General features: G+C 70.2%; 12 protein-coding genes and 3 tRNA genes. 7 read left to right on the top strand and 8 right to left on the bottom strand.

Annotated features, from left to right (window positions below; all coding sequences use genetic code 11):
- The first annotated feature begins 56 nt into the window (after window positions 1-56).
- Entirely contained in the window at window positions 57-956 is a 900-nt protein-coding gene (locus ABIE67_RS22840; protein WP_370260401.1) for a phosphoribosylaminoimidazolesuccinocarboxamide synthase, read from the top strand.
- Window positions 957-1,030: 74 nt separating this feature from the next.
- Here the strand turns inward: ABIE67_RS22840 and ABIE67_RS22835 are convergent.
- The 8 genes from ABIE67_RS22835 to ABIE67_RS22800 all read right to left on the bottom strand — a co-directional run bounded on the left by ABIE67_RS22835 (window position 1,031) and on the right by ABIE67_RS22800 (window position 5,649).
- A tRNA-Gly gene (locus ABIE67_RS22835) sits at window positions 1,031-1,106 on the bottom strand.
- A 22-nt stretch (window positions 1,107-1,128) separates the two neighbouring features.
- The gene (locus tag ABIE67_RS22830) at window positions 1,129-1,767 is read right to left on the bottom strand and encodes a response regulator (protein ID WP_370260400.1); all 639 of its coding nucleotides are present in this window, start codon (window positions 1,765-1,767) and stop codon (window positions 1,129-1,131) included.
- A complete protein-coding gene (locus tag ABIE67_RS22825; protein ID WP_370260399.1) occupies window positions 1,764-3,026 on the bottom strand; it encodes a sensor histidine kinase in 1,263 nt (420 codons plus the stop codon). The genes ABIE67_RS22830 and ABIE67_RS22825 overlap by 4 nt, the downstream gene beginning before the upstream one ends.
- 18 nt (window positions 3,027-3,044) lie before the next feature.
- Window positions 3,045-3,821: an ABC transporter permease gene (locus tag ABIE67_RS22820; RefSeq protein WP_370260398.1), complete on the bottom strand. Its 777-nt coding sequence runs from the start codon at window positions 3,819-3,821 to the stop codon at window positions 3,045-3,047.
- On the bottom strand, window positions 3,818-4,783 hold the full coding sequence (locus tag ABIE67_RS22815; RefSeq protein ID WP_370260397.1) for an ABC transporter ATP-binding protein: 966 nt from the start codon (window positions 4,781-4,783) through the stop codon (window positions 3,818-3,820). Before ABIE67_RS22815 ends, ABIE67_RS22820 begins: the two co-directional genes overlap by 4 nt.
- A gap of 140 nt (window positions 4,784-4,923) precedes the next feature.
- Window positions 4,924-4,996, bottom strand: a tRNA-Gly gene (locus ABIE67_RS22810).
- Window positions 4,997-5,093: 97 nt separating this feature from the next.
- Window positions 5,094-5,165 (bottom strand) — tRNA-Gly (locus ABIE67_RS22805).
- 166 nt (window positions 5,166-5,331) lie between these two features.
- A complete protein-coding gene (locus ABIE67_RS22800) occupies window positions 5,332-5,649 on the bottom strand; it encodes an Lsr2 family protein (protein ID WP_128435391.1) in 318 nt (105 codons plus the stop codon).
- Between the two features lie 311 nt (window positions 5,650-5,960).
- Between ABIE67_RS22800 and purS the strand changes: the two genes are divergently transcribed.
- The 6 genes from purS to ABIE67_RS22770 all read left to right on the top strand — a co-directional run bounded on the left by purS (window position 5,961) and on the right by ABIE67_RS22770 (window position 11,659).
- Entirely contained in the window at window positions 5,961-6,224 is a 264-nt protein-coding gene (purS, locus tag ABIE67_RS22795) for a phosphoribosylformylglycinamidine synthase subunit PurS (protein ID WP_019982969.1), read from the top strand.
- Entirely contained in the window at window positions 6,221-6,925 is a 705-nt protein-coding gene (purQ, locus tag ABIE67_RS22790) for a phosphoribosylformylglycinamidine synthase subunit PurQ (RefSeq protein ID WP_370260396.1), read from the top strand. The genes purS and purQ overlap by 4 nt, the downstream gene beginning before the upstream one ends.
- Window positions 6,922-9,180, top strand: a complete 2,259-nt coding sequence (gene purL, locus ABIE67_RS22785; RefSeq protein ID WP_370260395.1) for a phosphoribosylformylglycinamidine synthase subunit PurL — start codon at window positions 6,922-6,924, stop codon at window positions 9,178-9,180. Before purQ ends, purL begins: the two co-directional genes overlap by 4 nt.
- Before the next feature lie 137 nt (window positions 9,181-9,317).
- Window positions 9,318-9,818 carry an ArsR/SmtB family transcription factor gene (locus ABIE67_RS22780; RefSeq protein ID WP_370260394.1) on the top strand — a complete coding sequence of 167 codons (501 nt, stop codon included), beginning with the start codon at window positions 9,318-9,320 and terminating at the stop codon, window positions 9,816-9,818.
- Between the two features lie 68 nt (window positions 9,819-9,886).
- Complete coding sequence (locus ABIE67_RS22775) at window positions 9,887-10,849, top strand: M23 family metallopeptidase (protein WP_370260393.1); 963 nt, start codon at window positions 9,887-9,889, stop codon at window positions 10,847-10,849.
- Window positions 10,850-10,858: 9 nt separating this feature from the next.
- Window positions 10,859-11,659 carry a sterol carrier family protein gene (locus ABIE67_RS22770; RefSeq protein ID WP_370260392.1) on the top strand — a complete coding sequence of 267 codons (801 nt, stop codon included), beginning with the start codon at window positions 10,859-10,861 and terminating at the stop codon, window positions 11,657-11,659.
- The last annotated feature ends 22 nt before the right edge of the window (window positions 11,660-11,681 follow it).

Here is an 11,681-nt window from a genome sequence, read left to right as displayed (position 1 = left end):
CACCACCCTGTTCGAGCCCTGCGGGCGCCCCTTTCGTTCAACCACGGGGAGGAACCGTGTCCGGATTCGTAGAAAAGCCCGAGCCGATTCAGGTTCCGGGCCTGGTGCACCTGCACACCGGCAAGGTGCGCGAGCTGTACCAGAACGAGGCCGGCGACCTCGTGATGGTCGCCAGTGACCGCATGTCCGCCTACGACTGGGTGCTGCCGACCGAGATCCCCGACAAGGGCCGCATCCTCACCCAGCTCTCCCTGTGGTGGTTCGACCGGCTCGCCGACCTGGTCCCCAACCACGTGCTCAGCACCGACGTGCCGGCCGGCGCTCCCGCCGACTGGGCGGGCCGCACCCTCGTCTGCAAGTCGCTCCAGATGGTCCCGGTGGAGGCCGTCGCCCGCGGCTACCTCACCGGCTCCGGCCTGGTCGAGTACAACGAGTCCCGCACCGTCTGCGGCCTCGCCCTCCCCGAGGGCCTCGTCGACGGCAGCGAGCTCCCCGCCCCGATCTTCACCCCGGCCACCAAGGCCGCGGTCGGCGAGCACGACGAGAACGTCTCCTACGAGGAGGTCGCCCGCCAGGTCGGCGCCGACACCGCCGCGCGGCTGCGCCAGGCGACCCTCGCCGTCTACGCCCGCGGCCGGGACATCGCCCGCGACCGCGGCATCATCCTCGCGGACACCAAGTTCGAGTTCGGCTTCGACGGGGAGACGCTGATCATCGCCGACGAGGTCCTCACCCCCGACTCCTCCCGCTTCTGGCCGGCCGACCAGTGGGAGCCGGGCCACGCGCAGCCGTCGTACGACAAGCAGTTCGTGCGTGACTGGCTGACCTCGCCGGCCTCCGGCTGGGACCGCAAGAGCGAGCAGCCCCCGCCGCCGCTGCCGCAGGAGGTCGTGGACGCGACCCGGGCCAAGTACGTGGAGGCGTACGAGCGCCTGACGGGCACCAGCTGGTCGTGACGCGAAAGCCCCCGGCGCGGGCATGCGGCCGGGGGCAACGCAAAAGCCCCCGGCCGAAGCCGGGGGCTTTCATCTGGAGCGAACGACGAGGTTCGAACTCGCGACCTCAACCTTGGCAAGGTTGCGCTCTACCAACTGAGCTACGTTCGCATGCGCCGTGGCGCGAGAACCACTATACCCAACCTCGCTCCCGTGCGAGCCGCACCGCGGCGTGCCGGTTCTCCGCCCCGAGCTTCGAGACGGCCGAGGAAAGATAGTTCCGCACGGTCCCCTGGGACAGCGCGGCCCGCTCCGCGATCTCCGCGACGGGCGCCCCGTCGGCGGCGAGTTCCAGCACCTCGGCCTCCCTCGCGGTCAGCGGCGAGTCCCCGGCGGCGATCGCGTCGGCGGCCAACTCCGGGTCGACGTAGCGGTTTCCGGCGTGGACGGTACGGATGATCTCCGCGAGCCGCTGAGCGCTGACGGTCTTCGGGACGAACCCCCGCACACCCGCTGCGAGGGCCCGCTTCAGATGTCCGGGCCGCCCATGGCTGGTCACGATCAACACCCGGCAGCCGGGCAGTTCGGCCCGCAGGGATGTGGCGACCTTCACACCGTCGGCCCCGGGCATCTGGAGATCGAGAACGGCCACATCCGGTGCGTGCGCCCGTGCCATCGCCAGCGCCTCCGGCCCGCTCGCCGCCTCGGCGACGATCACGAGGTCCTCCTCCAGGGAGAGCAGGGTGGCGAGCGCGCCCCGGATCAGATGCTCGTCGTCGGCGAGCAGCAGCCGTACGGGCCCGGTCGTACGGTCGGTCATACGGCCGGTCATACGGTGACCTCCCGCACGCCCGCTCCCGCCAACGGCACCTCGGCCACCAGCCGGAACAGCCCCTCCCCGGCGCGGCCGGCCTCCAGCGTCCCGTCCACCGCGGCCAGCCGCTCCCGCAGCCCCGCGAGCCCTGAACCGCCACTCCCGCCCAGTCCGCCACTCCCGCCCGGGTCGCCACCCCCGTCGGAGGCTCCGGCAGCCCCGTCGTTCTCCACCGTCAACACCACATGCCCCTCCCGCACCCGCACTCCCACCACACACCGCTCGGCGTCCCCGTGCCGCAACACATTGGTGGTCGCCTCCCGCACCACCCAGGCCAGCGCCGACTGCACCTCGGCGGGCAGCCCGGCCGCCTCCCCGGTCACCTCGCACTGGATCCCTGCCGCCGTCAACACGCCCTGCGCACCGGCGAGTTCGACCTCCAGGTCGGCCTCCCGATACCCCCGTACGACGTCCCGCACCTCGCGCTGCGACTCCTGCGCGATCCGCTGCACCTCGATCATCTGCTCCACGGCCTCGGGCCGCCCGCGCCGCGCCAACTGCACGGCGAGTTCGCTCTTCAACGCGATGACCGCCAGATTCCGCCCCATCACGTCATGCAGATCCCGCCCGAACCGCAGCCGCTCCTCGGCGACGGCGAGCCGGGCCCTGGTCTCGCGGGCCTCGTCGAGTTCGTAGACGGCCCTGAGCAGCCAGACGGAGAAGACGGCGGTGAAGGCGAGGAATCCGCTGCTGACCAGCACGATCAGCGAGGTGACCAGCGCGCCGAGCGGGGACCGGGTGATCGCGAGCACGACGATCGCCGTACCGGCCGCGAAGCCCGCGACGACGGCGTACACGCGCCTGCGCCGCCGCACACCGAGGGTGATGATGCCCACCCCGAAGATCATGGTGACCCCGAAGACACTGCCCGTCGCCGAGTCGGCGCCGTCGCCCTTCAGGCCGTAAGTGGAGACGGCGAGGGCCGTGACGGCGACCGCGGCGGTGGCGGCGCCGAGCGCGCACATCAGCCGTAGCGGCTGCTCACGCCGCCCGCGCACCCAGTCCACCGCGCGCGACACGGTCAGCATGCAGATCGCCGCGTGCGCGCACACCAGGAGCAGCAGCCAGGCGCCCGGCGCGCCCCCCATCCGCCCGATGAGCGGCAGCCCGGCCCCGGCGACCTCGATCACCGCGAAGAAGTGGAACGACCCCCGCGTGTACGTCTCCACCTTCGCCGGGGTGCTTTTGCCCCGCCACCATGTGCCCGGCCCGCGCATGCGCCCGCTCCCCCCACCTCAACGCCGTGGTTCCCACCGGAACCACCGCCGTACAGCAAACACGCCCACGACCGTCCAGGCCAGCGCCGTGGCCACGGCCCCCAGGGCCTCGTAGGCCGACAGCTCACCGGTCCAGCCGCCGCGCACGAGCGTGATCACTGGGGTCAGCGGCAGCAGTTCGCACAGCGACGCCACCCGGTCGGGCAGGACCTCCAGGGGCACGAACATCCCGGAGAAGATCATGGAGAGGAACACCACGGGCAATGTCGTGACCTGCACACTCTCGACGCTCCGGGTGAAGGAGGCGGTCACCGCCGCGAGTGACGCGCACAGGAGGAACCCCAACAACAGGCCCAGCACGGCGAGATGGGGAGCGCGGGGCGCGCCCACGTCGAGCAGGACGGTGCAGCCGGCCGTCAGCACCGCGCACTGCGCGAGGCCCGTGGCCGCGGCAGGAAACGCGGCCCCGGCGAGGATCTCGTTGTCCCGCAGCTCGCCGGTGCGCAGCCGCTTGAGGACGAGTTCCTCGCGCCGGGCGGTGTAGACGCTGACGAGCGTCACATACACGGCGTAGAGCAGCGAGAAGCCGATGGAGGCGGGCAGGATGACCGTGCCGAGGGTGAGGCCCACCTCCGCCAGGTCCATCTGCTTCGCTGCCTCCCGCGCGCTGAAGGGCAGGATCAGCGGCACGAACAGGGCCGCGAACAGCGTGCCCCTGCTGCGCCCGAGCAAGGTCAGCTCGGCCCGTGCCAGCGCCGCCATGCGTCCCACGGGGGCGGTCGTCGCCGTACTCATGCCGCGTACTCCTTCGTCCTCGTCCCGGCGGCTTCCGCTGCCTCCCGCGCGATCCCCAGGAACGCCTCCTCCAGCGACGCCGACCGCACGTCCAGCCGCCCCAGCTCCACGGCGGCCGCGTCGGCCCACATCAGCAGCCGGGTCGCGGTCCGCTGCAACTCGTGTGTGCGCAGCCGTACGACACGTCCGTCGACCTCGTGCCCGCACACGCCCATGTCGTCGAGGGGCGGCAGATCGCCCACGAAGTAGCCCTGGGGCAGCTCGAAGGAGATCCGCGACGGCTGCGCCGCGGTCACCTCGGCCGGTGTGCCGGCCGCCGCGATCCGCCCCTCGTGCAGGATCGCCAGCCGGTCGGCGAGGCCCTCGGCCTCCTCCAGGTAGTGCGTGGTCAGCAGCACGGTCGTACCGGCGTCCCGCAGCCCCCGCACCAACTCCCAGGTGTCCCGGCGCCCTTCGGCGTCGAGGCCGGTAGTCGGCTCGTCCAGGAACAGCACCTCGGGATCCCCGAGCAGCGCGAGCGCCAGGTCCAGCCGCCGCCGCTCCCCTCCGGACAACTGCTTCACCCGTACGCCGGTCTTCCCGGCCAGCCCGACGAGCTCCAGCACCCCCAGCGGCGGCCGCGCCCCGCTCACACACCCGGCCCACATCCGCGCGGTCTCGGCGACGGTCAGCTCGGACGGAAAGCCGCCCTCCTGCAACATCACCCCGGTCCGTGGCCGTACGGCGGCCCGGTCGGCGTAGGGGTCGTGCCCGAGCACCCGCACCCGTCCCCCGGCCGGCCGGGCGAGCCCTTCCAGCAATTCGACGGTCGATGTCTTGCCCGCGCCGTTGGTGCCGAGCAGAGCGAAGATCTCCCCGCGGCCCACGGAGAACGTGATTCCGCTTACCGCTTCGAACCCGCCCCCGTACACACGCCGCAGGTCACTGACCTCAATCACGTGTTCGTGTTCGTTTCCGTTCATGGCTCCAGCGTCCCGGCGATACAAGGCCGGAAGCAGTGCGCGCTGTCACCACTGCGCATGACAAATGTCAGGGGACGCTCGCGCGGAGACACGGACACATGAAAAGACCCCGGCCCATCAGGACCGGGGTCTCATTCCCGAGCGGACGACGAGGCTCGAACTCGCGACCTCAACCTTGGCAAGGTTGCGCTCTACCAACTGAGCTACGTCCGCATTTGCTCCCGACCACCAAGCCTGTGGAGACTCGGTCATCGATCGGTGCGAGCACCAGCCTACCTGATCCACATCAGTGGTCGGTACGACGATGCAGAGCGGGTGACAGGAATTGCACACTGCGCCTTCCCCCTGGAAGGGGGATGTTCTACTACTGAACTACACCCGCATGCTCGGCGAGCTGGACTTTTTCTGTCCCGCCCGGCGGCGTGCTCCAGACATTAGCTGATCAGCAGGGGGGTAGCGCAAGTCGGTTGTCGCACCGGCCCAAGTCGGCTGTCCTCAAGGCCTGCTGACGGCCCTGAGGACACCCCGTCGGCGCCCCTCGGCTCGCGTCACCGCGCCGAGGCGAACGCCTCGTAGACCTTCTTGGGGATGCGGCCGCGGGCCGGCACCTCCATCTTGTTGGCCTGGGCCCAGGCCCGGACGGCCGCCGGGTCCGGGGCGACCTCGGTCTGCTTGTACGCCTTGCCTGACTTCGACCGCTTGCGGCCGGCTTCCACGTACGGCGCGAGCGCCTTACGCAGTTTCTTGGCATTGGCTTCATTCAGGTCGATCTCGTACGACTTGCCGTCGAGTCCGAAGGCGATCGTTTCCGCCGCTTCTGAGCCGTCGATGTCGTCAAAGAGAGTGACCACGACCTTCTGCGCCACGAATATCGGTCCCTTCGTCCGGCACCTCATGCAGCCCAGCTGCGACGACGTGCCGAGTCTCGGCTATTTGCCAATTCATTTGTACAGTGCCCGGCAATGCAATGTGAAGTCCGACTAAATCTGCCCGCGTGTCCCGAGCGCAATAGCTATCCGCGGCCGATCGGGGATCTTTCCCGTAACTTTTCGTGAACGCACCCATCCGATACCGGATCGTGACGGCCATCACGTAGCTTCCTACAACTCTACTCGCGTAGAAATTTTGTGCGGGTAGTCTGAAGGAACCTGCTCAGCACCACACACCGGGAGTGCCAGTGGCACGCGTCGTAGTCGACGTCATGCTCAAGCCGGAGATCCTCGACCCCCAGGGCCAGGCGGTGCAGCGCGCACTGCCGCGGCTGGGTTTCGAAGGCATCTCCGACGTACGTCAGGGAAAGCGTTTCGAACTGGAAGTTGACGGGCCGGTCGACGACGCCGCCCTCGCGCGCATCCATGATCTTGCGGAATCTTTCCTCGCCAACACCGTGATCGAGGACTTCACCGTGAAGGTGGAAGAAGTCGCGGAGGCCGCGAAGTGACCGCTCGTATTGGCGTCGTCACTTTCCCGGGGAGTCTCGACGACCGGGACACCCAGCGCGCGATCCGCCTCGCGGGCGCCGAACCGGTCGCCCTCTGGCACAAGGACAAGGACCTCAAGCAGGTCGACGCCGTGGTGCTGCCCGGCGGTTTCTCCTACGGCGACTATCTGCGGGCCGGCGCCATCTCCCGGTTCTCGCCGGTGATGGAGACCGTCATCGAGCAGGCGAAGGCCGGTCTTCCGGTCCTGGGTATCTGCAACGGCTTCCAGGTTCTGACGGAGGCCCACCTCCTCCCGGGCGGGATGCTCGGCAACGACCACCTGCACTTCATCTGCCGCGACCAGAAGCTGCGGGTGGAGAACGCCGACACCGTCTGGACCAGCGACTACGAGCAGGGCCAGGAGATCAGCATCCCGCTCAAGAACATGGACGGCCGGTACGTCGCCGACCAGTACACGCTGGACAAGCTGGAGGCCGAGGGGCGGGTCGCCTTCCGGTACCTCGCCCGCGGCGAAGCCGCTGATGGATACGGCAACCCGAACGGCTCGCTCAACGACATCGCCGGCATCACCAACGAGGCCGGCAACGTCGTAGGCCTCATGCCGCACCCGGAGCACGCCGTCGAGCCCCTCATCGGGTCGGGCCGCACCGACGGTCTCCCGTTCTTCACGTCGATCCTCAAGAAGCTGGTCAACGCATGAGCCGGACGCCTCTGGACACGGTCGAGCACGCGGCCGCGACCCCCGACGTCGAGCTGCCCTGGGCCGAACTCGGTCTGAAGAAGGACGAGTACGAGCGGGTCGTGGAGATCCTCGGTCGCCGCCCGACCGGCGCCGAGCTCGCCATGTACTCGGTCATGTGGTCCGAGCACTGCTCGTACAAGTCCTCCAAGGTGCACCTCCGCCAGTTCGGAGAGAAGGCCCCCGAGTCCGACGCGATGCTCGTCGGCATCGGCGAGAACGCCGGTGTGGTGGACGTCGGCCAGGGCTACGCCGTGACCTTCAAGGTCGAGTCGCACAACCACCCGTCGTACGTCGAGCCCTACCAGGGCGCGGCCACGGGCGTGGGCGGCATCGTGCGCGACATCATCGCGATGGGCGCGCGGCCGGTGGCGGTCGTGGACCCGCTGCGGTTCGGTGCGGCGGACCACCCGGACACCAAGCGCGTGCTGCCCGGTGTCGTCGCCGGCATCGGCGGCTACGGCAACTGCCTGGGCCTGCCCAACATCGGCGGCGAGGTCGTCTTCGACTCCTGCTACCAGGGGAACCCGCTGGTCAACGCCGGTGCCATCGGTGTGATGCGGCACGAGGACATCCACCTGGCGAAGGCGTCCGGCGCGGGCAACAAGGTCATCCTGTACGGGGCCCGCACGGGCGGTGACGGCATCGGTGGTGCCTCGATCCTTGCGAGTGAGACCTTCGACGACGCCAAGCCGTCGAAGCGCCCGGCGGTCCAGGTCGGCGACCCCTTCCAGGAGAAGCTCCTCATCGAGTGCACCCTGGAGGCGTTCGCCGAGAAGCTGGTCGTCGGTATCCAGGACCTCGGTGCCGCCGGTCTCTCCTGTGCCACGTCCGAGCTCGCCTCCAACGGCTCCGGCGGTATGCGCGTGACGCTGGACGACGTGCCCCTGCGTGACTCGACGCTCTCGCCCGAGGAAATCCTCATGAGCGAGTCGCAGGAACGCATGTGCGCGGTCGTCGAGCCGGAGAAGGTCGACCGGTTCCTGGAGATCTGCGAGAAGTGGGACGTCATCGCCACCGTCATCGGTGAGGTGACCGACGGCGACCGCCTGGAGATCTACTGGCACGGCGGCAAGATCGTCGACGTCGACCCGCGCACGGTCGCGCACGAGGGCCCGGTCTACGAGCGCCCCTACGCCCGCCCGTCCTGGCAGGACGAGCTCCAGGCCGACGACGCGAACAAGCTGCCGCGGCCGGAGACGGGTGAGGAGCTGAAGGACCAGGTCCTGAAGCTGGTCGCCTCCCCGAACCAGGCCTCCAAGAAGTGGATCACCTCGCAGTACGACCACTTCGTGCAGGGCAACACCGTCCTCGCCCAGCCCGAGGACTCCGGCATGATCCGCATCGACGAGGCGACCGGCCTCGGCGTGGCCATCGCGACGGACGGCAACGGCCGCTACGCGAAGCTGGACCCCTATCACGGCGCCCAGCTGGCCCTGTCGGAGGCGTACCGCAACGTCGCCACGACCGGTGCCAAGCCGCTCGCGGTCTCCGACTGCCTGAACTTCGGTTCGCCCGAGGACCCGGCGGTGATGTGGCAGTTCGCGGAGGCGGTGCGCGGACTGGCGGACGCCTGCCAGCAGTTGGGCACGCCGGTGACGGGCGGCAACGTCTCGCTCTACAACCAGACCGGCGAGGTCGCCATCCACCCGACCCCGGTGGTCGCGGTCCTCGGCGTCATCGACGACGTGGCCCGGCGCACGCCGGTCGCCTTCCAGGAGGAGGGCCAGCTGCTCTACCTCCTCGGCGACACGCGTGAGGAGTTCGGCGGTTCGGCCTGGTCGCAGGTCGTGCACGACCACCTCGGTGGTCTGCCGCCCAAGGTCGACCTGGAGCGCGAGCGCCTGCTCGCCGAGATCCTGATCTCCGCCTCCCGTGACGGCATGATCGACTCCGCGCACGACCTGTCCGACGGCGGTCTGATCCAGGCGGTCGTCGAGTCGGCGCTGCTCGGCGGCAAGGGCGCGCGTCTGATCGTCCCGGACGGGCTGGACGCCTTCACCCTCCTCTTCTCCGAGTCGGCGGGACGCGCGGTCGTCGCCGTGCCGCGCTCCGAGGAGGTCCGCTTCAACGACATGTGCGGTGCGCGGGGCCTGCCGGTCACCCGTATCGGTGTCGTCGACGGTGATTCCGTGGAGCTCCAGGGCGAGTTCGAGGTGTCCCTGGAGCAGCTGCGCGTGGCGCACGAGGAGACGATCCCGGCGCTGCTCAAGTAGGCAGTCGGGCCCTACGGCCCCGAAGCCCCCGCCCGGTCGTCGGGCGGGGGCTTCGTCGTGCCCGGGATCTTCCCCGGCGGCTCGTTGGCGTTCTTCTACGCTTGCACGTTATTACGTAGTTCCGTAATATCGCAGGAGTGGAACTCGAAGAACGCGTCGCCGACCTCGAACGACGACTGGCAGCGCTGGAGAACGCCCAGCACACCGCCCCCCGCCTCGGCGAGGGCGACTTCTGGGCCCTGCAGGGGTTCAAGGAGCAGCTGGCCGGGCTGGAAGCGGCCGACGGAGGAGTGCTGTTCACCGGCGCCGTACGGCTGCCGACCGGGGAGCGGTACGAGTGGCAGCGCGGCGTGCTGACCGAGGGCCTGCTCGACGGCGACTGGACCGAGTCCGCCGAGTCCTTCGCCGCCCTCGGCCACCCGGTCCGGCTGCGGCTGCTGCGCGAGGTCATCGGCGGCCGGCGCACCGCGGCCGAGCTCGCCGAGCTGGACGAGGTCGGCACGACCGGGCAGATCTACCACCACTTGCGCCAACTGACCGGCGCGGGCTGGCTGCACACGACCGGCCGGGGCCGTTACGAGGTGCCGCCGGGGCGGGTCGTACCGCTGCTGGTGGCGCTGTCGACCGCCCGGCCGTGACGCGCGGAAGACGTGAGCGAAGAAGACGTGAGCGAAGAAGGCATGAGCAAGGGGGAACTATGTCCGCAATGTCCGCACGTAAACTGGCCACCCTCGCCTACCGGGGTCTGCAACTGGCCTTCCTCGGCCTGGTGATCGCGCACTTCTCACTGGACCTCGGATATCCGTGGTGGTGGAACTTCCTGCCGATCGTCCTGGCCTACGTCCTGGTCAGCGTGGTCAACCGGTGGGGCGGCGCCCCTGACAGCCCGCGCGCCGCCCGGGAACCCGTCGAGGTCGCCCCGCCCGTCACCGGCCGCTGGACCGCGCTCAACAGCCCGGCCGACCGCACCCCGAGCCACGGCACGCACGCCTACGGCCAGACCTTCGCCATCGACGTCGTCGCCGAACCCGAGCCCGGCGCCCGCCCCGGTTTCGGCTGGTTGTGGCCACTCGCCCGCCGCAACGGCGCCTTCCCCGCCTATGGCGCCCCGCTCCTCGCGGTCGCCGACGCCACCGTCGTACGGGCCTCCGACGGGCAGCGCGACCACCTGAGCCGCACCTCGCTGCTCGGGCTCATGTACCTGATGGTCGTCGAGGCGTCCGTGCGCGACCTGCTCGGGGCCAGGCGGATCCTCGGCAACCACGTCATCCTCGACCTCGGCGACGGCACCCACGCGCTCTACGCCCACCTGCGACGCGGCTCGCTCACCGTTCGCGCGGGCGACCGGGTGACCGCCGGACAGCCGCTGGCCCACTGCGGCAACTCGGGCAACTCCACCGAGCCCCACCTCCACTTCCAGCTGATGGACGGCCCCGACCCGGACAGCGCCCGCGGCATCCCCTTCACCTGGCGCGGCATCGGCGTCCCCCGCAACCGCGAGGCGTTCGAGGCACCCATGACGGAATCGCAGCGCGCAGAGATCCAAGCCCGGCACGCCCGCTCGAGTGCCGCACCGTCGCCGAACTCGTCGGAGCGCGCCGCGACGCCCGCGGGCCCCGTGCCAGTAGAGGCAGAGGGACTCTGCCGAAGGCCATCGCGGCCCGCATAGGCTGCCCCTATGCCACCGGCCAAGAAGCGCACCCGCACCTATGACCCCGCCAAGATCCGCGCCGCGGTGCTCGCGCAGTTCGGGAACGTACGACAGGCCGTGGGCACCCTGACCGAGGAGCAGCTCGCGCGCCCCACCCGGCTCGGCGACTGGACCGTCCGCGACCTCGCGGCGCACATCACGATGGCCGTCGAGACCATCAGCCACAACCTCGAGCGCGACGAGCAGGCGAAGAAGCCGGGACTGACCCTCCTGGAGTGGCCCTTCACCACAGCCCCCCGGGCCGGCGGCATCGCCGACGACACCCACGACCTCGCCGCCGCCAACCCCGACCTCGACGCCCTCTACACACGGACCGGGCAGCGCATCGCCGAGAGCCTGGCCGCCGCCCCCGACGACCGCCTCCTGGGCACCCGCACCGGCGCGATGACCCTCGCCGACTACCTCGTCACCCGCACCGTCGAACTGGTCGTCCATACCGACGACCTCAACGCCGCAATCCCCGGCCTCGACATCCCCTACGACCGTCAGGCCCTCGCCGCCTGTACGCGCCTCCTCGCCGACGCCCTCGCCGCGAAGGCGCCCGGCGGTTCGACCGAGGTGCGGATCCCGCCGTATGCCGTGGTGCAGTGCGTGGAGGGGCCGAGGCACACCCGGGGCACCCCGCCCAACGTTGTCGAGACCGACCCGCTGACCTGGATCCGGCTCGCGACCGGGCGGCTGACGTGGCCGGACGCGGTCGCGGAGGCCAAGGTGAGCGCGAGCGGGGAGCGGGCGGACCTGGGCGGGCTGTTGCCGCTCATGGGGTGACACCCCTGAGGGCGACCAACGG

The organism is Streptomyces sp. V4I8 (assembly GCF_041261225.1).
Classification (GTDB): Bacteria; Actinomycetota; Actinomycetes; order Streptomycetales; family Streptomycetaceae; genus Streptomyces.
Note: the sequence above shows the minus strand (reverse complement) of the source record. Positions and strands in the feature narration are given on the sequence as shown.